We start from the raw sequence: 21,051 nt of genomic DNA, 5'->3' as shown, positions 1-21,051 counted from the left end.
GTGGGTGCCGCCCGAGGGCGGCGGGGGACCGAACTACAAGGGGATGTGATGGAGACGGTCGTCTGCATCAAACAGGTGCCTGACACGACCGACGTCAAGGTGGATCCGATCACCAAGACGCTCGTCCGCGACGGCGTGCGCGCCATCCTCAACCCGTTCGACCTGCACGCGATCGAAGAGGGACTGCGGCTCAGGGAGCGCTTCGGCGGCAGGGTCACGGCGATCACCATGGGCCCTCCGCAGGCCAGGGCAGCGCTCGAGGAGGCGCTGGCCATGGGCGCGGACGACGCGGTCCTGATCTCGCACCGCGCGTTCGCGGGCAGCGACACGCTGGCCACGAGCTACGCGCTTTCGCAGGCGATAAAGAAGATCGGCGTCTTCGACCTCATCATCTGCGGCAAACAGGCGGCGGACGGCGACACGGCGCAGGTGGGCCCCGGCGTCGCGGTGAGGCTTCGCATCCCGCAGATCATTTTCGTGAAAAAGGTTGTCGAGATAAAGGGCGGCCGCATCGAAGCTGAACGGATGACGGAGGAGGGCCACGAATTGGTGAGCGCTCCTCTGCCATGCCTCATCTCCGTGATAAAAGACGCCAACGTCCCGCGCTACCCTTCCTTCTCAGGCAAGGTGAGGGCCAGGCGCGCGCATATTCCGGTCTGGAGCGCGGACGACATAGGCTGCGATCTCGATCGGATCGGGCTGGACGGATCGCCGACGTGGGTGGACAGGATATTCGCGCCGCCCTGCAAGCAGGGGACGAAGCCGCTCGCCGCCTCGGACGAGAACGTGAAAAAGGTCGCAAGCGATATTCAACCTGAACTCGAGAGGATATGGGCATCAAGATCCTGAAAGAGGTCTGCACCGGCTGCGGCATCTGCGTGCACGAATGCCCGGTCGAGGCGATTCACATGCCCGGCGGCAAGGCTGAGGTCGATCGCGAGGTATGCATACTCTGCGGCGCCTGCGCCCCCGTGTGCCCGGTCCACGCAATCATATTCGAGGGCTCCAAGGAGATAGAGCGCGCGCCGCTGGCGGACTGCAGCGGGGTATGGGTCTTCTGCGAGCGCAGGGGCGATCGCATGCACAGGGTCTCTTTCGAGCTGTTGAGCGAGGGCAGAAAGCTCGCAGACGCCAGGAAGACCCATCTCGCCGCGGTGATCTTCGGCGAGGGCGCTGCGCAAGAGGCCCGCTCCGCGATCGAGTACGGCGCGGACAGGGCCTATGTCATCGATTCCCCGGAGCTCACCGGATTCAGCGACGACGCCTATGCCGAGGCCCTCGCTCAGCTCTGCGAGAAGCACAGGCCGGAGATCGTGCTGGCCGGCGCCACGATCGTCGGACGCTCCTTCATACCCAGGGTCGCGGCCAGGCTCATGACCGGGCTCACCGCCGACTGCACCGAGCTCTCGATCGACGACAAGGGAAACCTGGCGCAGGTTAGGCCCGCGTTCGGCGGCAACATCATGGCCCGGATACTCTGCACAAGGGCGCGTCCGCAGATGGCGACTGTTCGGCCGCACGTGATGAAGCCGGCGCTCCCCGATCCGGCGAGGCAAGGCGAGGTGATCGAGGAGGAGATGCCGAAGGGGGCGTCGGCCTCGAGCATCAAGATCATCGAGTCGGTGAGCGATCTTGCGGGCGAGATCAACATCTCGGACGCGGATATCGTGGTCGCAGGCGGCAGGGGGCTGGGCAAGCCCAAAAATTTCAAACTTATCTACGATCTCGCCCACGTCCTCGGCGCCGCCGTGGGCGCGAGCCGCTCGGTCGTTGACGCGGGCTGGATCCCGTACCTGCATCAGGTAGGACAAACCGGCCGCACCGTCTGCCCCAAGCTCTACATCGCCATCGGAATCTCCGGCGCGATCCAGCACTTGGTGGGGATGCAGACATCGGGAAAGATCCTTGCGATAAACTCGGATCCCAACGCCCCCATCTTCCGCGTCGCGGATTACGGATTGGTGGGAGATCTCTTTGAGGTTGTTCCCAAGCTGACCTCTGAATTCCGCAAGCTCAGACGATAGGTGACAGCCCGCAGTTCAATAGGGGACAGTCCGCGGCGGAGCGAGGATACCTGTGATACATTAGCGGCCTGTCCCCGGTTAGACCTCTGATGTCATTCTGAGCGTGAGCGAAGAATCCCGTTGATTCCTCGGCAGTCGCTGCGCCTGAAGGCGCATGATGTGGCGGGAGCTCCGTTCGCACGATTTTGTAACGGCCTCGGATCGCCCTCGCCTCAGGAACTCGCTCGCGAAAGCCAAAAGACGACCTTACTAAATTGAAGAGGTCATTTCGCGGGCTCAGACAACCTGAGGCGTCGCGCTCCACATGTTCTACCCCGGCGCGACCGGCGCTCACTCGACCCTGCCTGCCGGCAGGCAGGGACAAAATCGGCTCACTGCGTTAGCCACATCATACGCCTCCAGGCTCCGCTTCTAAGGTCACTAAGGGCAGAGGCCCTTCCCGCCCGGCGCGTGTTCCACAGATATTGCTTCAGGACTGCTTACTTGGTGCAAGAAATTTTTTAATTTTTGATTGAAGCGTTCTTTCGCGGGTGATTTCGCATTCCCAGATCACCAGGACTTTCCACCCCAATTTTCGTAGGAGCCTGGCGTTTTTAGCGTCTCGTTTCTTGTTGTTCGTCAGCTTGCGTCTCCAGTAAGAAATATTGGATTTAGGCGTGCGAGAACCTCGTCGGCAAAGATGTTGATGCCAAAAACAACCGTGAATAAAGATAACTTTTCGGCGTTTTGGAAATACAATATCCGGACAACCCGGCAGTTCTTTTTGATTTAGCCTGAACTTATAACCAATACGGCGGGTAAGTTTTCGAACCAATTTTTCCGCGTTCGTACTTCGGCTATGAACGCGCTTCATTATTTCGCTGCGTTTTTTCCTGCTGAAGGTGTCCATCGATCGATTATCGGGCGGCGCGCTTGATGGTGGTCCATTCGGATTGCGCGACAACTAGGCCGTCGCGTTCCAGGATTGTTTTACGCTGAACATCCGGACCCTTCATTTGGCTTTGAATGCGGACGGACGTAACTTCGTCCGCCTTACAACCAAAAACATCAAATAAGATTTTGAGCAGGCGAGTTTCATCGAGGCTCCATACTTTAGGCTCAGGATTATTTCTAGGGTCTGGAATGCTTCGTGGAAAAAGATACAGACATGGAGGCGGAACCAAACGGCTGTTTTGTAATTTTATGCGGCGTTTTGGGTTTGCAGTCGTTTTAGGACATGGTCGTCCAACCGTTCCGCAAACCATATCCCAGACAATTAAGCCGTCCACACGTTGTTTCTCGGCGATTATAGTCGCGCCGAGCCGTGTGTGCAAACCTGACCATACATTGTGACGTGGATCAGCGCCTGGATTTTGACAAAGAGACCAGATATAAAATTCATCGGCGTTTTGAGGACGTTGGAAGATGTTAGTGTTGTTTCCATCAAGGCATCCTTTTGCCTCGAAAACGATCAGCCGATTGTCCAGCGTTTCAAGTTGATAATCATGGCGTTCGCCGCCGCCTGTGAAATCCCATTTTTTAATTTTTTTATGTTTTTTAAGGTGATTGAGAATGTCGTTAATAAAAGATTTCTTCTCAGCCATTGAAGCCGCTTGAACGCCGCGAAGGTGCTCGATAGCGCTGCGGAAGATTGCGGAATTATCGAATTCATCTTTCGTCAACCCTTGACCGTAGATTCGCGGGGCCGCTTTCTTGAGCTTTGCTGCGAACTCAACAATTTGCTTTCGCGTGCTTTGCAGCAATTCACAAGGAATAACCAGTTCTTTAGTGGAAACTTTTTTGATGGCCATTATGCCGCCTTGGCAGCTAAAAGGTTTGTGATAAGCAGCGGACGCAGGATATTGCGTTCGAGCCACGATACGACCGGGACAGCCAACCCGTCGCCCATAACATGATACGCGTCGTTGTATTTTTTTGGGAGTATATAGCTATCTGGAACTCCCATCAGACGGGCCGCCTCACGTGATGAGAGAAGACGCGAACGAATTTGTTTTCCTTTGACGAAAATCAGGATTTGTCTGCTTGATCCGCCAGCAGGCGTTCTCAAACAGCCGCTTATTCCGTCAAACCGAACTTCCGCCCTTTGAACTTTCGCGCTATTGTAATTACGAGTGCGCCGATAAATGCATCCGACTACAGGCCGGTCTCTTTTTTGTTCTTTTTCAAGTTTTAAAATATTGGCGTAAGACATTTGGTTGATTAATCGCTGCGTTTCCTCATGGGAATGCCAATCCACATCGGATGGTTTTTGTTCAATTAAGTCGGAGAACGTCGCCTGCCGAGCAGGCGGATCGGGCATTTGCCACCAGATCCAGTTTTCTTTAATGCTTTGAGGTAATTTCTGATAGGCATTACGCAGATTTTTTGGATGCCAAGTATCCGATGGCTCAAAGCCTTCAAGCTCGGGAGGGATGGCGCATTCTTTTCGAAGGGCCACAAAAAAGAGTCGCGGGCGCGATTGAGGCAAAAAAAGCGCTGCGTCCGCCACCAGCGCGCCTATTTTGTACCCTGCCTCAGTTATCGTTTTTACTATAGCAGCAAAGTCGTCGCCTTTATGCGATGTGATTGCGCCGATGACGTTTTCAAGCACGATAAAGTTCGGAGCCCTTTTTTCGGCGTCGAGTTGTTTTACTAACCGCATAAAAGCCCAATACGTTCCGCTTCGCGCTCCCTTCAATCCAGCCCCCGCTCCTGCCAACGACAAATCTTGGCAAGGAAATGAACCCCACATTAAATCAGCCCGTCCGGGCAGTTGTTGCGAACTTATTTTTGAAATATCTTCACAAACAAAGCAGTTTTCTTTTGGAAAATTAGACAGATATACATCTGCTTTTTTCGGACACCAATCATTTGCAAAAAGGCAAGTCCATTCATTACCGAGCCCAATTTTGGCCATTCCGCCGCCGGCGAAAAACTCATAAAATGTATGTTTCGGGAACGACGGATGCTTTGAAGCTTTAATTGCTTTTTTGAAAAAAAGGCCGATCTGCTTTGTCTTAGAGTTTCGATTCATAAGCGCAAAGAAAATAAACTGCCAAATTTGAAGCATCAAACAATGGTAAGCATATTAATGAATAATACGTTGTTATATGATTTAATGACAGTTCACATGTCAAGCAATGTCTCAGCGGCTTACTCTCCGATTCTGAAATGATTTTAGCGCCTGAGCCCGGCGGTCTTCCCGTCTGCTGAGTTCAAGAAATTGCCGCGCTTCGCTCGTAAGGACAATCTTTTGCCCGAAGCGATCCGTCTGTTGAAGCAATTCGGTGTGGAGGACCACTTGACTGATAACTTGACTTATACTTGACTAATCTTTATCATAAGATTTATGGCATGGGATCCGAAGATCGAGGTCACGGCGCATCTCCTTAAAATAATTGAAGAAATCTCTGCCCTTCGCGAGAGGATAGCGGCGGCCACGATCCAGGTGCCCTGGATCCCCGCATTGCAAAAGGACGCCAGGGCCCGCAATACGCACGGCTCCACCGCCATCGAGGGAAACCCGCTTACGCTGGAGCAGGTCCGGGCGCTCGACGAGGGTCGCCCTGTCGCCGCGGCGACTCCCCGCTCGCAGCGCGAGGTGACGAACTACTTTGCCGGGCTGAAGTTCATAGAAAGGCACGCAGCGGACAAGAGGATCACGAAGGCGCGCGTCCTGAAACTCCATTCGATCATATCCCAGGACGTGATGGACCAGGGGAGGGCGGGACGATACCGAGAGATTGCGGTGAGGGTCGGACGGCACGTCCCGCCCCCGCCCCAGGATGTGCCGGAGCTAATGGATGGGCTCTTGGGGTGGTGGAACGGCGAGTCGGGCAACTGGTCGCCGGTGATCTCGCAGGCCGTCATCCATCACCGCTTCGAGGAGATCCATCCGTTCGCCGACGGGAACGGCCGCGCCGGCCGCGCGCTCGCGCTGTGGGAGTTGTATCGCAGGGGTTTCGACACCCAGCACATCTTTTCCATAGACGAGGTCTACTGGGAGAATCGCCCCAGGTATTACGAGGCGCTCGATGCCGTGCAGAGACGGGGCGATCTGACCGGATGGCTCGAGTATTCGGCCGAGGTCGTCCACCTGACGCTGGAGAGGGTCTGGGAACGGATCGACCGGTTTGCCGCGTCGGCCGGGGCCAAGAAGATCGTCCTGAGGCCGAAGCAGGAACAGTTGCTGCAGATGCTGAGGGACAGCAAGGGGCTCACCCCGCGAGAGATATGGGAAGGGATCGGCGTCTCGAGGCAGGGCGCGATGGATCTTATCAACCCGTTGATGGAGGCTGGGCTGGTGCGCCGCATCGGAACGAAGAAATCCGGCCGATATGTGCTGGGTTGATCGGAGATCTCTTCAAAGGTTTCTCAGCGGATTGCGCCGTATGCTGTGAGACTCACCTGGAGATGTAGGGTTTGGTGATCACGAGCTTCCAGTGTGCGCCGTTGGATCTCAATGTGTCCCACGCCGCCACCTTGTAGACGATCGTCGAGCTGTCCTTGTCGTGGAAAGAGTAGTGGCCTATGCCCCACGGATCTTTCCTGATCTTGTCGCCGAATTCGAGGAGCTCGGGAAAATCGCGGAACATCTCGTCCGTGAAGAGGTAGAGACCGATCTGCCTCACGTCCTCGTCGTACACCAACAGCCCGTCATTGCGCATGAGCCAGACCTGGTAGTTGCTCTTTATCGGGTCGAACCGCATCATTATGGGGATCGCGGTCTCGCAGACGAACAGGGCGACGAGTCCGCCGGCGAGCGTGCGCCCCCTGAGCACGGGCACGCTTGCGGAGAACCCCTTTTTGCCGTTCGCGAGGTCGTAGAGCTTGGTCTCGTACTCTTCATCTGGATTTTGTGATTTGACTATCCTCTCCAGATATTCGATTTCCGTGTCGGCCGCCGCCTTCGGCAGCGCGACTGCGCCCGGATGGGCGTCGATGGTGATCCCGCGCGGGGAGATGAAATAGAAGGATAGTATCTCGGGGTGGAGGCCGGATATCTCCTTGAGCGTCGAACCTATTGCCGCGTGGTTGTCCTGGCCCAGCGAGGCGAGTTTTGCGGCTGCGTCCGACATCTCTTTTTCGAGCTGCGTGAAATATTGGTAGAGGAGATCGGACTCCTGCCTGGCCAGGGTTATCGACGCCTCGGAGAGCTTTGTCACCTCGACCAGGGCGCCGACGGCTTTTTGCCTCGCCCTGTGCGCGTCGATTGCGAAGTTGAACGAGAAGCCTGCGCCGGCGATGATGGAGACGACGACGGCCGCCGCGGCGATGATGCCTGCCTTGTTGCGCGCCACGAATCTTTTGAACAGCTCGCTCCTCGAGTACGCGTAGACGCTGACCAGTCTGCCGTCGCGAAATGCGCGCAGCTCGGCCGCGAACTCCGACGCGTCTTTGAACCTCTTCTCCCTGTCCTTTGACATCGCTTTTTCGCATACCGCGACGAGCTCGGGCGGAAGACATCCGCAATGCTCCGCGGGCGAAGGGGATGGGTCCGGAGAGGCGATCAGCTGGAGCACTTGCCTGGTGTCGCCGAGATAGGGCCTGCGGCCGGCCAGGAGCATGAACAGGATCACGCCCAGCGTGTAGACGTCGGTCCTCTGGTCCACGGGGCCGGCTTCGGCCAGCACCTGCTCCGGCGCCAGGTACGCGGGGGTGCCGAGTATCGCGCCGTCCCTCGTCAGCTTTGCGTCCGCATCGATCTCCGCGTCGCCGGAGAGCTGGCCGGGTTCATCGCCCTCGCTGTCGTCCAGGCGCTTTGCCAGGCCCCAGTCCAGAATGACCGTCTCGCCGAATTCGCCGAGGATCACGTTGCTCGGCTTCAGATCCCTGTGGACCACGCCCATGGAGTGCGCGTATCCCATGGCGTCGCAGACCGCTATGACGTTGTCGAGCAGGGAGATGCGCTTGCGGAAAGAGTCCTCGTCGTTCATGCCGACGCTGTCCTTGATCGCGTCGGCGAGCGTCCTGCCCTGCACGTACTTCATCACGTAGTAATACGTGCCGTCGTCTCTCTTCGCGAGCGAGTAGATCGGGATCACCCCGGGGTGCTGCAGCTGGCCGGCGAGCTTGGCCTCGCGCACGAAGCGCGCGATCTTCTTCTCGCGGTTCTGGAGGAGTTTTTCGGGGATGATTTCCTTGATGGCGACCTGTCTCTCTAGGTTGCGCTCGAAACCCACAAAGACGCGGCCTACCCCTCCCTGCCCCAGGAAGCTGCGCACCGAGAGGTTGTCGGTGAACGCGCCTATCGCTCCGGATGGTTTTGATTCGTTGTTCATAGGAAGGTCATCCCCAAAAAAAGACGGCGGGCTCTGTCAGCCCGCCATCTTTATAGCTCGATTGGATTGAAAAGACTAGACCGTGGTTATTTGCCGGCCTGTTTCAGCACCGATCCGTTCTTCGCGCTCCCTGAGACCGGCATGGCTATGGAGTATGAGTCAAAGGTCTTGGATATCTGCACGGTGCCGGTCTTCGCGTCCTGCTCGCCGACGCTGATGCCGCCGCCCGAGACCTCTTCCCGCGCGTATGCGTCAAAGCTCATGCCTTCGGAGATGCCGGCGCTGGTCCCCGCGTTGACGTAGAGCTCCTTGCCCTTTGCCTTGAAGATCTGCGCTTCCCAGGGCTGTCCGCTCATCTTCTTGTCGATCCAGGCCGTGCAGCTCTTGAGCGCCCTGTTGAACATCCTGTCGAACGCCCTGTCCGGGTTGGAGGTGTCCTCCATCGTATAGTAGCTGACGCCGCTGACCCTGGCTAGCTTGGCGCTCGATGCCTTGGCGATGTGCCGGTCGATGACCTCGCCGCTCTCCGGATCGAGCATGGTGCAGGCGAGTTCTACCCGCACGGACTCGGTCGAGAAGTCGGCGTTGCCGATGCCCGACGGAGCGCCGAAGCTCTCAGCCGTGCTGAATACCCCGCCCGTGTTGAAGCCGCCGGAGCCCTTGGTTGCCGTGAAGATCACAAGCGCCTGGGCCGCCACCGGATCGTGCGCGTATTTGCCCTGGCTGCGCGCGGCATCCTTCTGGAACTTGCGCTGCATCGCCATCATCTTATCCATGTAGCGCTGCGCCTCGGCTGCGTTCTTGGGCGCCGAGATGTCTTCCATCGCGGCCTCGCCCTGGTCATTGCCCTTTGAGCCCTTTTCATACTTTGGCAGCACCACCACGTAGCGTCCGGTCTTCTCGATCTCGGCCTTGGCCCTCTGGCGGAACATGTCGCCCACGCCGCCCGGGCCCATGGATGCGAATCCCATGTTGCCCATGTCCACGTTGCCGATCGCTATCACCTTCTTGAGGCCTGCGTCGCCGTCGCCCTTCTTGCCGTGCGCGGGCCCGGTCTTGGTGACCACGATGGCCAGGACGATCGTGCAGGCGATCGTTATCAGCATGCTTCGCTTGTTCATCACGTTTCCCTTGTTATTCTTCATCTTATGCTCCCTTCCCTGTACAGGGGGCGGGTTGATAGTCCATACGACCCCTGTCTGGCAAGGCCTATTTTGGGCGCAAAAAAGGCCTCAAAATCGAGGCCTTATGCGTTGTTCCGCCCATAGGTCAGAGCTTGCGTTCCGGGACCTTAGGGTTCACCGCGTTCATCCGCGTGCCCTTTGTCAGGTACTGAGCCACCGCCTGAGCAGCCTCGACCGCCACCGCGTCCTGCGCCTCGCGGGTCGAGGCGCCCAGGTGGGGGGTGAGTATGATGTTGTCCAGGCCCCGGAACATCGGGTCCTCGAAAGGCTCCTTGGTGTAGACGTCGATGGCCGCCCCTGCGATCTTATTCTCCTTCAGGGCGGCGGCAAGGTCGCGCTCGTTGATGATGCCGCCGCGCGCGCAGTTCACGAGATAAGCGGTAGGCTTCATCATGGCGATCTGTTTTGCGCTGATCATGTCCCTGGTCTCGGCTGTGAGCGGGGAGTGGACCGTGATGTAATCCGATTCCTTGAGTATCCTCTCCAAGTTCGCCTTCTCCACTCCGAGAGACTTGAACGCTGCGTCGTCGAGAAAGGGGTCCATCGCAAGGACCTTCATGTCGAAGGCCTTGGCGCGGCGCGCGACCTCCTTGCCTATGCGGCCCATGCCGACGATGCCCAGGGTCTTCTGCGAGAGCTGGGTCCCCATGAACTTCTTCTTCTCCCACACCCCTTCGGTCATGAGCTTGGCCGCCTGCGGCACGTGCCTGGCGAGGGAGAGCATCATCGTGAAGGTCAACTCGCAGGTCGCGGTCGTGTTGCCCGCCGGCGTGTTGACCACGAGGATGCCTCGCTCGGTCGCTGCCTTGACGTCGATGTTGTCCACGCCCACTCCGGCCCGCGCGATGATCTTGAGCTTGCCAGCGCGCTCGATCACGTCGCCGCCGACCTTGGAAGCGCTGCGCACGATCAGCGCGTCGAACGCGGGTATCGCGTCGAGCAGCTCCTCGTGGGTGAGCTTGGGTCTGAAGTCGGCTTCGACGCCGGAGAATTTCTTGAGCTCCTCCACGCCGAGCTTCGAAAGGCCATCTGTGCAGAGCACTTTATATGTCATGATTTCCTCCTGAATTCGTCCATGTATCCGGTGAGCGCCAGGACCGCCTCTTCCGTGACCGCGTTGTAGAGGGAGGCGCGCATGCCGCCGACGTTTCGATGGCCCTTTATTCCCACGATGCCCTTCTCCTTGGCGCCTGCCACGAACTTGTCCGTCTGCTCCTGCGTCGGAAGCACGAAATCGATGTTCATGCGCGAGCGGGATGCTTTCTCCGTCGTGCCCTTGAAGAGGTCGGAGCGGTCGATTGCGTCGTAGAGCAACTCCGCTTTGCGGACGTTGCGGCGCTCTATCTCCGCCACCCCTCCTTGCTCCTTGATCCAGCGCAGATAGAGCATCATCACGTAGATGGAGATCACCGGCGGCGTGTTATATAGAGAGCCTTTCTCGGAATGCGTCTTGTAGCGGAATATCACCGGGATCTTCCGAGGGTTGCGTTCGATCAAGTCCTTCTTTATCACCACCACCGTCACCCCCGCCGGCCCCAGGTTCTTCTGTGCGCCCGCGTATATCAGCCCGAATTTGGAGACGTCGATCTTGCGCGAGAGAATGTCCGAGGACATGTCCGCGACCAGCGGCACGTTGCCCGTGTCCGGGAATTCGTAATATTCGGTGCCGTAGATCGTGTTGTTGGTGGTTATGTGGACGTAGCTGGTCCCTGGGTTCGGCTTGATCTCCGAGGCCTTCGGCACCCTCGAGAATTTTGCCTCCTCGGTCGTGAAGATCACCTTCGGCTCGCCGACGATCTGGGCCTCCTTGAGCGCCTGTTTGGACCAGTGGCCCGTGATCACGTAGTCCGCGGAGCCCTCCATCAGGTTCATCGGAACCATGGCGAACTGCTGCGCAGCGCCGCCCTGCAAGAGGAGGATGTCGTGGGTATCGGGCACCCCCATGAGCTCTTTCAATAATCCCCTGGCCTCGTCGATCACGGCCTGGAACTCCTTGGAGCGGTGGCTGATCTCCAGGATCGACATGCCGCCGAACTCCATGAACCCGTCCTTCATCCTCTTCAGCACTTCCAGCGGCATGGCCGCCGGCCCGGCGTTGAAATTGTAGACCCGTTTCGTTGACATATGCCTCCCTATCCTGTTAGTCCGACTGGCAGGGCAAACTAATTTAGAGGAGGCTATATGTCAAAAATTATTCCCTTCGAGGCCCTCATCCCCCGCAAGGATATCGCGGACAAGGTCATTTGCCCGCCGTACGACGTCATAGACAGCGATGCGGCGCGCAGGCTTGCAAAAGGGAACCCTTATTCCCTGCTGCATGTCACCAAACCCGAGATAGACCTCCCGGCCGAGACGCTCGACGACGACGATCGCATATACTCAAAGGGCATCGAGAACCTGAGGCTCTTCGTGGAGAAGGGGACCCTCGTCAGGGACGGAGCTTCGCTGTACGTCTATCGCCTCGCCATGCGCGACATCGTTCAGACCGGGGTGGTCTGCGGCGTCTCAGCGGAGGAGTACGAGCGCGGGCTCATAAAGAAGCACGAGAAGACGCGTGAGCCCAAGGTTGTCGACCGCACCAGGCTCGCCTGCGCCATGCATGCGCACGCGGAGCCGGTGATACTCGTCCACAGGTCCGATGCGGGCATAAAGGCGTTGCTCGAGAAGGAGGCGAAGGCCGATCCGCTCTACGACCTCGATTACGACGGAGTCCGCCACACGTTCTGGAGGGCCGCCGCCCCGGGCGCGATAGCTGCGGCATTCGCTTCGCTTCCTGCGCTCTACATCGCCGACGGCCATCATCGCTCCGAGACCGGCTGTCGCACCATGCAGTGGATGCGGCGCGACAACCCGAATCACAAGGGAACCGAGGCCTACAATTTCTTCCCTGCAGCGGTCTTCCCGGACGACGAGGTCAGGATCTTCAAATACGACTGGAACGGCCCGGCCGACGAAAGGCCGCTGGCCGACGTCACCATGGCGGACGTCATGAATCTCTCGGATCAGGGCGGGATCATGCCGCCCAAGTCCACGTGGTTTGCGCCCAAGCTGATCAGCGGGCTGTTCGTTTACACTTTCTGAGGGTGAAGATGGGACTGTTATCAGAAAGATCGCTCAAGCTTGAGCTCTCGACCTCGCGCATCGAGGCCCTGACCGACGGCGTCTTCGCGATCGCGATGACCCTGCTTGTCCTCAATTTCGACATCACCGAACCCAAAGGGGATATCACTCACGAAAAGCTCGTGGATGCGCTGCACTCTCTCTGGCCGTACTTCTCCCACTATGTGCAGAGCTTCATAATACTCGCGGTCTTCTGGACCAAGCACCACCAGCAGTTCCATTTCATAAGGCGTTCCGACCGCACGCTCCTCTGGATAAACCTTGGGTTTCTGCTGTTCGTCTGCCTCATACCGTTCTCCACGTCCGTGGTCGGCGACTACGGCGGGCTTCGGATATCGGCCCTTCTGTTCGAACTCAACATGCTCCTTGCCGGTTCCTTCTTCTGGTTCCACTGGCGCTATGCGACACATGAGCATAGGCTCGTGGACAAGGAGCTGAAACCCGAAATAATCAGGGCCTACAGCCACTTCATGCTCGTGGTGCCCGCATTTTCCATAGCAGCCATAGCGCTCTCGATCTTCCATCCCAGGTGGGGCACCAACATTTATTTTCTGATACCCTTCGCAGTCTATTTTCTCCGAAGATAGTCCCTGCGATTATAAGACGCTGGGATCACAAGTATTTTTTGACATCTCGCGAATAACGTTCTTTAAGAACAATTCAATTATTCGAGGTCAGGCGCATGGGCAAGCGATCCAGCGGCATCCTGCTGCACGCAACATCCCTGCCATCCCGCTTCGGGATCGGCGACCTGGGACCTGCTGCCTACGCGTTCGTGGACTTCCTGGCGAAGACGGGCCAGCGCTATTGGCAGGTCCTGCCCCTCAACCCGACTGAACGCATCTGCGCCAGCTCCCCGTACAGCAGCGTCTCCGCGTTCGCCGGCAATACTTGTCTCATCAGCCTGGAGATGCTGGTTGCCGACGGACTCCTGGAGGGCGGCGATCTCGAAAACCTGCCCCCGTTCCGCGAGGGGCTGAGCGACTACGAAAAGGTGGATGCGCACAGGGGCGCGCTCCTCTTGAAGGCGTACGAGAATTTCAGGGCAAAGGGGAAGAGGGTTTACGAATTCGAGAAGCTGTGCGCTGAGCACGCCTCGTGGCTCGACGACTATGCGCTCTTCGTGGTGATCAAACGCAAGATGCAGGGCAAGGTATGGAGCGACTGGCCGGCGGAGTTGCGCGACCGCGAGCCGTCATGTCTCGCCGCGGCGAGGGAGGAGCTCGCCTTCGAGATAGACAAGGAAAAATTTCTCCAGTTCCTCTTCCACAAACAATACGTCGCGCTGAAGGAGTATTGCGTCGGCAAAAAGATCCAGGTGATCGGAGACCTGCCGATCTACGTCAACTATGACAGCGCCGACGTATGGAGTCATCCGGTCCTCTTCAAGCTGAACGGCGACAAGAAACCTGCGGCCGTGGCCGGCGTCCCGCCGGACTATTTCAGCAAGACCGGCCAGTTGTGGGGCAACCCGGTCTATGACTGGGACATGCTGGAGCAGACCGGCTTCGAGTGGTGGGTTCGCCGCATGTCCCAGAATCTGAAGCTCTACGACGTGGTGCGGGTCGACCACTTCAGGGGGCTCATCGCTTACTGGGAGGTGCCGGCAGGTCACGAGACCGCCGTCAGCGGCCGCTGGATGGACGTGCCGTTTGAAGAGTTTTTCAGCACGCTCAAGAAGCGTTTCCACGACCTCCCCATCATCGCCGAGGATCTGGGCATCATAACGCCCGAGGTCAAGGCTGCGATGGAGAAGCTCGGATTCCCCGGCATGAAGGTGCTGCTCTTCGCGTTCGGCGAGGACAACCCGGAGCATCCGTACCTGCCGCACAATTTTGACCGCAGGTGCGTGGTCTACACCGGCACGCACGACAACAACACTTCAAGGGGATGGTTCGACGGCGAGGCATCCCCCGAAGATCGCAGGCGCTTTGAGAGATACATAGGCCGCAAGGTGACCTCCGAAAGCGTGCACGAGGAGATGGTGAGGCTCGCCATGATGTCCGTCTCTGATACCGTTATCATCCCGATGCAGGACGTGCTGGGGCTGGGCCAGGAATCGCGCATGAATCAGCCGGCAACCGTGGACGGCAACTGGTCCTGGAGGCTTAAGCCAGGGCAGATCACCGAAGATGTGGGTCGATACCTCGCAGAGATCACGAAGACTTACGGCAGGGCCGTATAACGGATCAGCAGGATTCAAATCATTTAATCCGCTTCCCGGTTGCTTGACAAACCGGCCGGCATCGTCTGAAGTGCGCGAAATCAAAAAGGGGGTGTGTTGTGCAAGTTGCTTCCAGGCTCAATTCTGCGGTCCTCGACTCCGCGTTGGCTAAGTCGGGGCTCAGTCTCGCGTGCGCAGTGCTCGTCGCTCTTTCTGCGCTCGTGAAGTTTCCAATCCCGGGCTCGCCCGTGCCCGCGACGCTGCAGACCTTCGCGTTGCTCTTCTGCGCCGGCATGCTGGGCAGGTGGTACGCTCTCCAGATGGTGGGATGGTATCTCGCCCTGGGTTCGATCGGCGCGCCGTTCTTCGCGGGCGTATCGCTCTTCGGCGCGACGGGTGGCTATCTGGTTGGATTTGTCGTCGCCTCCGCGATCGTCGGCTTCGCGTCTTCCCGCTGCGACGGTTTCGTGAAGAGGTGCGCTGTCTATGCGCTGGCCCTGCCCGCGATCTATGTCCCCGGGCTCCTGTGGCTCAAACTCGCCACGTCATCGAGCTGGCAGCTGACGCTGGTCATGGGCATGTGGCCCTTCATCGCGGCCGACCTCATGAAGGCAGGCGCGGCCTCCCTCGCAGTGCACATCGGCAGGAGATGACTACTGGAACAGCGCCAGCAGGACACCGGCTGCCACCGCCGTGCCGATGACCCCTGCCACGTTCGGCCCCATGGCGTGCATCAAGAGATAGTTGTTCGGATTCTCGCGCTGTCCCTCGACCGCAGCGACTCTCGCCGCCATCGGAACGGCAGATACGCCTGCTGCGCCGATCAGAGGGTTTATCTTGCCGCCGGTCATCCTGTACATGAGCTTGCCCAACAACACCCCCGCGGTCGTGGATATCCCGAATGCGAAGAGGCCGAGGGCGATGATGCCCAGCGTCTCGACGCGCAGAAATTTCTCGGCAGAGAGCTTCGTGGAGATGCCGAGCCCCAGCACGATGGTGACTATGTTGATGAGCTCGTTCTGCGCGGTCTTGGAGAGCCTCTCCACCACGCCGGATTCGCGCAGCAGGTTCCCGAACGCGAGAAGGCCGATGAGCGGGGCCGCGGTCGGCAGAAGGAGTATGCAGAGGATGAGAAGCGTAAGAGGGAATAGGATCTTCTCTGTCTTGGAGACGTGCCTCAGCTGCTCCATCACCGTGCGCCGCTCCTCCTTTGTCGTCAGCGCCCTCATTATGGGGGGCTGGATCAGCGGCACGAGCGCCATGTAGGAGTACGCCGCGACCGCGATGGCGCCCATGAGGTTCGGCGACAGTTGGCTGGATAGGAATATGGAGGTCGGGCCGTCCGCGCCGCCGATGATTCCGATGGAGCAGGCGTCCCTTAGCGAGAAGCCGAACCCCGCGTACTTGGTGAGCAGCAGGGCGCCGATTATGGTGGCGAAGACGCCGAACTGGGCGGCCGCGCCGAGCAGTATGGTCTTGGGGTTTGCGATCATGGGACCGAAGTCGGTAAGGGCGCCGATGCCCAGGAAGATGAGCAGCGGGCAGACCTCGGTCGCGATACCGATGTCGAAGAAGTACTTGAGCAGCCCTCCCTCCTGCGCGATTCCGCCCATCGGTATGTTGGTGAGCACGGCGCCGAATCCGATCGGCAGAAGCAGCAGCGGCTCGAACTTCTTCACTATCGCGAGATAGAGCAGCACGCCGCCGACCACTATCATGAGGAGCTTCATCCATCCGGAGGCGGTGACGTAGTTCTCATCGACGTGCGGGAGCAGCATGGTCGCGGGTTCGGGGTCGCCGCTCTTCCGATAGATGAACTGGTAGACGCCGGTGGTCCTGGCCAGGCTCTCGACGAGCTGGCCGAAACCGGCGAGCCTCTCCTTGCCCCCTGAGTAGGGTTCGGATGCGGCGCGCGCGGCGGGCGATGCGAAGGCCCACGCGAGTGCTACGGCGATGACCGCTGCGATGATCGTCTTTTTCATCCTATGCCCCCTCTTTCCTGATCGCGTATAGAGGCTGGCCCTGGGCGAATTCCGCCCCCTCGTTCACGAAGTGCCTGTGCAGGGCGCCGGCCTGCGAGGCCTTGATCTCGGTCTCCATCTTCATCGCCTCTATCACCATCACCGTATCGCCGTATGCGATCTTGGCTCCGGGCTGCTTAGATATCCTGAGCACGCGGCCGGCCAGCGGAGCGCTGACCACGGTCACACCCTGTTGCTCGGGTACGCCCTCAGTCTCCAGATGCGTCTTCGGGATCCGGATCTCCACGCCGGCCGCCCCCTCTCCCTCGTGGACTGCTACGCTGTAGGAGACGCCGTCGACGACGACGGTGTATATCCCCGGGCCTCGCGTCCTCGCCTCCGGGCCGGCTGAAGGCACGGCGACGGCCCTCTTCTCTACGGGTGTCGGCAGCCCCTTCTCGCGCGCCTCGAAGAACTCGGGCGCGACCTTCGGGAACAGGGCGTAGGTGAGCACGTCCTCAAGGGACTTCGCCTTCTTTCCTGTCTCCGCCTTCAGCTTCTCGAGCTCGGGCTCGATGAGGTCTGCGGGCCTCACGTCGATCGGTTCCTCGTCGCCCAGGGCGATCCGCTGGATCCGCGGGTCCACGGGGGCGGGCGTGCGGCCGTAGCGGCCGGCGAGCAAAGCCTTTGTCTCGGCCGTGATCGTCTTATATCTTTCGCCGTTGAGCACGTTGAGCACCGCCTGCGTGCCCACGATCTGCGACGTGGGTGTGACCAGCGGCGGATACCCCAGCTCCTTTCGCACGAGGGGGATCTCGCGCATCACATCGTCCATCTTATCCAGCGCGTTCTGCTGCTTGAGCTGGCTCTCCAGGTTGGAGAGCATGCCGCCGGGGATCTGGCTCGTGAATATGCGCGCGTCCGCCGCCGAGAACGAGCTCTCGAACTCGGCGTAGTTCTTCCTTATCTTCCTGAAATGGGCGGATATCTCGCCCAGGAGCTCCATGGAGAGCCCGGTGTCGTTCGGCGTCCTCTCGAGCATGGCGACGATCGCTTCGGTGGGAGGGTGGCTGGTGCCTAGAGAGAGCGAGGATATGGCGGTGTCGACCATGTCGCAGCCGGCCTCGATCGATTTCATGAGGGTGGTCGTGGCCATGCCGGTGGTGGCGTGGCTGTGCAGCGATATCGGTATCCGCACGTTGGCCTTGAGGCCTGCGACCAGATTGAAGCCGTCCGCAGGGGAGAGCAGCCCGGCCATGTCCTTGATGCAGATCGAGTCGCAGCCCATGCCTTCGAGCCGTCTCCCTTGTTCGATGAATCCCTCGTTGGTGTGAAAGGGGCTGATCGTGTAGGAGATGGTGCCCTGCGCGTGCTTTCCCGCGGCCTTCACGGCGATGATCGAGCGCTCGAGGTTGCGCACGTCGTTGAGCGCGTCGAATATCCGGAACACGTCCACGCCGTTCGCGGCTGCGCGCTCCACGAACGCGTCGACCACGTCGTCGGCGTAATTGCGGTAGCCGAGGAGGTTCTGGCCGCGCAGGAGCATCTGGAGCCGGGTGTTGGGCATGGCCTTCTTGAGTTTACGAATGCGCTCCCAGGGGTCCTCGCGCAGGAAGCGGATGCAGGAGTCAAAGGTGGCGCCGCCCCAGCATTCGATAGACCAGTATCCGATAGCGTCGAGCTTCTCGGCTATGGTGAGCATGTCCTCGGTGCGCATGCGCGTGGCCAGGAGCGACTGGTGCGCGTCGCGCAGCACGACCTCCGTGATTCCAACCTTGCGATGCTCTGTCATGATCCCTTCCTTTCACCCCTGAATTTCGCGATGGCTGCGGATATCGCCGCTGCGACCGCGCCGGTGCCCGGCTGACCCGTCGAGGGAGTCTCCCCTGATGGCGGCTTTCCTTCGAGGCCGAAGGCCTTTATCGTCCACGCGGTCAGCGAGACCGACCCGACCAGCAGCGCCAGCATGATGAAGACCACGCCCATGCCTATGACCAATATCTGCAGCCCGTCCGTTATCATCCGAATCTCCTCTCGTTCGCCTCTTCGAGGCGGATCACCTCTCCCGAGCGATGGCAGCTCAGTTCGCCCTGGTCGTCCTCTATGATGATGGAACCGTCCCGGGAAAATCCCCTGACCAATCCCTTCACGATCTTGGCGCCGAGGTCAAGGCTGATCGATCTCCCCCTCATGGACGAGCGCTCGCTCCATTTTGCCCATATTGAGTCGAACCCGGTCTCCAGGAACATGGCGTAGAGCTTCAGAAATTCCGAGATCACGGTGTCCATGATCATGGCGGGTTCATGCATTTTGCCCGTCTCAGCCAGGAGAGACGTGGCCGGCCGGTCTATGGAGGAAAGCCATTCCCTGGATTGGTTCACGTTTATCCCGGCACCGGCGACGATGAATCTCAGGCTGTCGCCGTCGAGCGAGGCCTGGGCCAGCACTCCCGCGATCTTGTTTCCCTTCACCACGACGTCGTTGGGCCATCTGATCGAGGGGTCGACGCCGCTGCTGGCAAGGGCCTGGGCTATGGCCAGCGACATGATCGGCGTCACGAGCGCTGCCTGGTCGGGAGATATCCGGGGCTTCAATATCATCGAGAAGAGGATGGCCTCGCCCCGGGGGGCCTGCCAGGCGCGGCCGGATCTGCCGCGGCCGTCTGTCTGGAAGTCAGCGGTGACGAGCGCGAGGTCGGGCAACAGGGCGCCCATCTTCAGCGCATACGCGTGGGTGGATCCGATCTCGGCGAAGTGGATATTTTGGCTGAAATGTGACATAAGCGGATGGGCGCTTTAACATCTAACTGTTGATATGACAAGGCGAATTGACTTGGCAGAGCGCTCGGGCGCAGACAGGGGGGCGGTTGAGATTCTACGCAGACATCCACGTTCACTCGAAATACTCGCGCGCGACCGCGCGCAACTGCGATCTTGAAAACCTGGCCTTGTGGGCCGGCAAGAAGGGACTCGCGGTCGTGGGCACGGGCGACTTCACGCATCCGGCGTGGTTTAAGGAAATCAGGCAGAAGCTATCGGGCGACGGGAGCGGGCTATTCACCCTGCGCGGCGATAACTCCGGCACGAGGTTCATCCTCTCGGTGGAGATCTCGACCATCTATAAGAAGGGCGATCTCACGCGAAAGGTCCACCACGTTATCTGTGCGCCTTCGCTTGAGGCCGCGGAAAAAATATCCCAGGCTTTGGGCAGGATAGGTAACATCTCTTCCGACGGCAGGCCTATCCTGGGGATGGATTCCCGCAACCTTTTGGAGATTGTGCTCGGGAGCGACCCTGATTCATTCCTGATACCCGCGCATATCTGGACGCCGTGGTTCTCTGCGCTTGGCTCCAAATCCGGTTTCGATTCCATAGACGAATGCTATGGGGACCTCGCCTCGCATGTGTTTGCGGTCGAGACAGGGCTCTCCTCCGACCCCATGATGAACCGGCGCGTCTCGTCCCTCGACAGGTTCAGGCTCGTCTCCAACTCGGACGCGCATTCGCCCGCCAAACTCGGCCGCGAGGCGTGCATCTTAGACTGCGGCATGGACTACGGATCCATCCTGAATGCGTTGAGATGCGGCGAGGGTTACGTCGGCACCGTGGAGTTTTTCCCTGAGGAGGGCAAATACCACCTCGACGGGCACCGCAAGTGCGATGTGCGCCTATCTCCGCAGGAGACGAAGGCGAACAAGGGCCTGTGTCCTGTGTGCAAAAGGGACCTCACGATCGGGGTGATGCATCGCGTGGACGATCTTGCGGACAGGGTGGAGGGCGAGAGGTTGCCTTCGACAGCGGGCAGCGTCACCAGCCTCGTTCCGCTGGTGGAGATCATCTCGGAGATAATGCGCAGGGGCGCTGCCACGAAGTCTGTGATCAAGGTCTATGATTCGCTCGTGCCGAAGCTCGGGCCGGAGATCGCCATCCTCACGGAGGTACCGCTCGAGGATATATCGCGGACCGGGCAGCCGCTGCTAGCCGAGGCGATATCGAGGCTGCGGAGGGGCGAGGTGATCCGCGAGGCCGGGTTCGACGGCGAGTTCGGCGTGATAAGGCTCTTCGGCGAGGGGGAGATCAAAGGCTGACGACCCCTCGACTACACTGGAAAAAAGTAGGCGCGGGGCCAGTGGAGCACAAGGGATTGTCATTTCATTCTGACGATCAATGCTACTTGTTCCGAGCTAAGCTCGGAACTTTATTATTGCTTTTGTACGTGCGAACCCTCGACAAGAAAACGGCAGGACATGTTTCGGCCCATAAATTCTGATTGAATCAGTGGAGCACAAGGGATTCGAACCCTCGACCCCCACGTTGCGAACGTGGTGCTCTCCCAGCT

The 21,051-nt window shown here is 59.3% G+C and carries 18 protein-coding genes and 1 pseudogene; 8 read left to right on the top strand and 11 right to left on the bottom strand.

Annotated features, from left to right (window positions below; all coding sequences use genetic code 11):
* On the top strand, window positions 1-849 hold an 849-nt coding region (locus WC683_13780), incomplete at its 5' end, for an electron transfer flavoprotein subunit beta/FixA family protein (protein MFA4973675.1).
* Entirely contained in the window at window positions 831-2,024 is a 1,194-nt protein-coding gene (locus WC683_13775) for an electron transfer flavoprotein subunit alpha (GenBank protein MFA4973674.1), read from the top strand. The genes WC683_13780 and WC683_13775, both read left to right, overlap by 19 nt.
* A 469-nt stretch (window positions 2,025-2,493) precedes the next feature.
* On the opposite strand, the gene vsr is transcribed toward WC683_13775, so the two are convergent.
* Genes vsr through WC683_13760 form a run of 3 tightly spaced genes read right to left on the bottom strand, consistent with a single transcriptional unit; the run spans window position 2,494 to window position 5,073 of the window.
* Complete coding sequence (vsr, locus tag WC683_13770) at window positions 2,494-2,913, bottom strand: DNA mismatch endonuclease Vsr (GenBank protein ID MFA4973673.1); 420 nt, start codon at window positions 2,911-2,913, stop codon at window positions 2,494-2,496.
* A gap of 7 nt (window positions 2,914-2,920) precedes the next feature.
* Window positions 2,921-3,814 (bottom strand): hypothetical protein, encoded by an 894-nt coding sequence (locus WC683_13765; protein ID MFA4973672.1) that lies wholly within the window; start codon window positions 3,812-3,814, stop codon window positions 2,921-2,923.
* The gene (locus WC683_13760) at window positions 3,814-5,073 is read right to left on the bottom strand and encodes a DNA cytosine methyltransferase (GenBank protein MFA4973671.1); all 1,260 of its coding nucleotides are present in this window, start codon (window positions 5,071-5,073) and stop codon (window positions 3,814-3,816) included. The genes WC683_13765 and WC683_13760 overlap by 1 nt, the downstream gene beginning before the upstream one ends.
* A gap of 279 nt (window positions 5,074-5,352) precedes the next feature.
* Between WC683_13760 and WC683_13755 the strand changes: the two genes are divergently transcribed.
* Complete coding sequence (locus WC683_13755; protein ID MFA4973670.1) at window positions 5,353-6,354, top strand: Fic family protein; 1,002 nt, start codon at window positions 5,353-5,355, stop codon at window positions 6,352-6,354.
* A gap of 52 nt (window positions 6,355-6,406) precedes the next feature.
* On the opposite strand, the gene WC683_13750 is transcribed toward WC683_13755, so the two are convergent.
* From WC683_13750 to serC, 4 genes are all read right to left on the bottom strand, one after another.
* A complete protein-coding gene (locus WC683_13750; GenBank protein ID MFA4973669.1) occupies window positions 6,407-8,284 on the bottom strand; it encodes a serine/threonine protein kinase in 1,878 nt (625 codons plus the stop codon).
* 86 nt (window positions 8,285-8,370) lie between these two features.
* Window positions 8,371-9,429 carry a hypothetical protein gene (locus WC683_13745; GenBank protein ID MFA4973668.1) on the bottom strand — a complete coding sequence of 353 codons (1,059 nt, stop codon included), beginning with the start codon at window positions 9,427-9,429 and terminating at the stop codon, window positions 8,371-8,373.
* Window positions 9,430-9,553: 124 nt separating this feature from the next.
* Entirely contained in the window at window positions 9,554-10,522 is a 969-nt protein-coding gene (locus WC683_13740) for a hydroxyacid dehydrogenase (GenBank protein ID MFA4973667.1), read from the bottom strand.
* Window positions 10,519-11,592, bottom strand: coding sequence for a 3-phosphoserine/phosphohydroxythreonine transaminase (serC, locus tag WC683_13735; protein MFA4973666.1), 1,074 nt, complete (start codon window positions 11,590-11,592; stop codon window positions 10,519-10,521). The genes WC683_13740 and serC overlap by 4 nt, the downstream gene beginning before the upstream one ends.
* 57 nt (window positions 11,593-11,649) lie before the next feature.
* Here serC and WC683_13730 point away from each other — a divergent pair, with 57 nt between their 5' ends.
* The 4 genes from WC683_13730 to WC683_13715 all read left to right on the top strand — a co-directional run bounded on the left by WC683_13730 (window position 11,650) and on the right by WC683_13715 (window position 15,405).
* On the top strand, window positions 11,650-12,549 hold the full coding sequence (locus tag WC683_13730; protein MFA4973665.1) for a DUF1015 domain-containing protein: 900 nt from the start codon (window positions 11,650-11,652) through the stop codon (window positions 12,547-12,549).
* Between the two features lie 8 nt (window positions 12,550-12,557).
* Window positions 12,558-13,175, top strand: coding sequence for a TMEM175 family protein (locus tag WC683_13725; protein ID MFA4973664.1), 618 nt, complete (start codon window positions 12,558-12,560; stop codon window positions 13,173-13,175).
* A 95-nt stretch (window positions 13,176-13,270) separates the two neighbouring features.
* Complete coding sequence (gene malQ / locus WC683_13720; protein MFA4973663.1) at window positions 13,271-14,773, top strand: 4-alpha-glucanotransferase; 1,503 nt, start codon at window positions 13,271-13,273, stop codon at window positions 14,771-14,773.
* Window positions 14,774-14,871: 98 nt separating this feature from the next.
* Window positions 14,872-15,405, top strand: coding sequence for a biotin transporter BioY (locus WC683_13715; GenBank protein ID MFA4973662.1), 534 nt, complete (start codon window positions 14,872-14,874; stop codon window positions 15,403-15,405).
* Here the strand turns inward: WC683_13715 and WC683_13710 are convergent, their stop codons facing one another.
* The 4 genes from WC683_13710 to WC683_13695 all read right to left on the bottom strand — a co-directional run bounded on the left by WC683_13710 (window position 15,406) and on the right by WC683_13695 (window position 19,493).
* Entirely contained in the window at window positions 15,406-16,530 is a 1,125-nt protein-coding gene (locus WC683_13710) for a sodium ion-translocating decarboxylase subunit beta (protein ID MFA4973661.1), read from the bottom strand. It abuts the gene before it with no gap.
* A 205-nt stretch (window positions 16,531-16,735) separates the two neighbouring features.
* Complete coding sequence (gene oadA / locus WC683_13705; protein ID MFA4973660.1) at window positions 16,736-18,505, bottom strand: sodium-extruding oxaloacetate decarboxylase subunit alpha; 1,770 nt, start codon at window positions 18,503-18,505, stop codon at window positions 16,736-16,738.
* Window positions 18,502-18,735 carry an OadG family protein gene (locus tag WC683_13700; protein MFA4973659.1) on the bottom strand — a complete coding sequence of 78 codons (234 nt, stop codon included), beginning with the start codon at window positions 18,733-18,735 and terminating at the stop codon, window positions 18,502-18,504. Before WC683_13700 ends, oadA begins: the two co-directional genes overlap by 4 nt.
* Window positions 18,732-19,493, bottom strand: a complete 762-nt coding sequence (locus tag WC683_13695) for a biotin--[acetyl-CoA-carboxylase] ligase (protein ID MFA4973658.1) — start codon at window positions 19,491-19,493, stop codon at window positions 18,732-18,734. The genes WC683_13700 and WC683_13695 overlap by 4 nt, the downstream gene beginning before the upstream one ends.
* Window positions 19,494-19,579: 86 nt before the next feature.
* Between WC683_13695 and WC683_13690 the strand changes: the two are divergent.
* Window positions 19,580-20,794: pseudogene (locus WC683_13690) on the top strand (endonuclease Q family protein).
* The last annotated feature ends 257 nt before the right edge of the window (window positions 20,795-21,051 follow it).

This window comes from bacterium (genome assembly GCA_041648665.1).
GTDB lineage: Bacteria > UBA10199 > UBA10199 > 2-02-FULL-44-16 > JAAZCA01 > JAFGMW01.
The sequence above is the reverse complement of the archived record's forward strand: the minus strand, read 5'-3'. Positions and strand labels throughout refer to the sequence as shown.

Bases quoted from the DNA above. Each gene is read 5' to 3' on its own strand.
- serC (MFA4973666.1), bottom strand. From the start codon at position 11,592: ATGTCAACGAAACGGGTCTACAATTTCAACGCCGGGCCGGCGGCCATG.
- WC683_13700 (MFA4973659.1), bottom strand. From the start codon at position 18,735: ATGATAACGGACGGGCTGCAGATATTGGTCATAGGCATGGGCGTGGTC.
- WC683_13740 (MFA4973667.1), bottom strand. From the start codon at position 10,522: ATGACATATAAAGTGCTCTGCACAGATGGCCTTTCGAAGCTCGGCGTG.
- WC683_13750 (MFA4973669.1), bottom strand. From the start codon at position 8,284: ATGAACAACGAATCAAAACCATCCGGAGCGATAGGCGCGTTCACCGAC.
- oadA (MFA4973660.1), bottom strand. From the start codon at position 18,505: ATGACAGAGCATCGCAAGGTTGGAATCACGGAGGTCGTGCTGCGCGAC.
- WC683_13710 (MFA4973661.1), bottom strand. From the start codon at position 16,530: ATGCTGCTCCCGCACGTCGATGAGAACTACGTCACCGCCTCCGGATGG.
- WC683_13760 (MFA4973671.1), bottom strand. From the start codon at position 5,073: ATGCTTCAAATTTGGCAGTTTATTTTCTTTGCGCTTATGAATCGAAAC.
- vsr (MFA4973673.1), bottom strand. From the start codon at position 2,913: ATGGACACCTTCAGCAGGAAAAAACGCAGCGAAATAATGAAGCGCGTT.
- WC683_13725 (MFA4973664.1), top strand. From the start codon at position 12,558: ATGGGACTGTTATCAGAAAGATCGCTCAAGCTTGAGCTCTCGACCTCG.
- WC683_13765 (MFA4973672.1), bottom strand. From the start codon at position 3,814: ATGGCCATCAAAAAAGTTTCCACTAAAGAACTGGTTATTCCTTGTGAA.
- malQ (MFA4973663.1), top strand. From the start codon at position 13,271: ATGGGCAAGCGATCCAGCGGCATCCTGCTGCACGCAACATCCCTGCCA.
- WC683_13775 (MFA4973674.1), top strand. From the start codon at position 831: ATGGGCATCAAGATCCTGAAAGAGGTCTGCACCGGCTGCGGCATCTGC.
- WC683_13745 (MFA4973668.1), bottom strand. From the start codon at position 9,429: ATGAAGAATAACAAGGGAAACGTGATGAACAAGCGAAGCATGCTGATA.
- WC683_13695 (MFA4973658.1), bottom strand. From the start codon at position 19,493: ATGTCACATTTCAGCCAAAATATCCACTTCGCCGAGATCGGATCCACC.
- WC683_13730 (MFA4973665.1), top strand. From the start codon at position 11,650: ATGTCAAAAATTATTCCCTTCGAGGCCCTCATCCCCCGCAAGGATATC.
- WC683_13755 (MFA4973670.1), top strand. From the start codon at position 5,353: ATGGCATGGGATCCGAAGATCGAGGTCACGGCGCATCTCCTTAAAATA.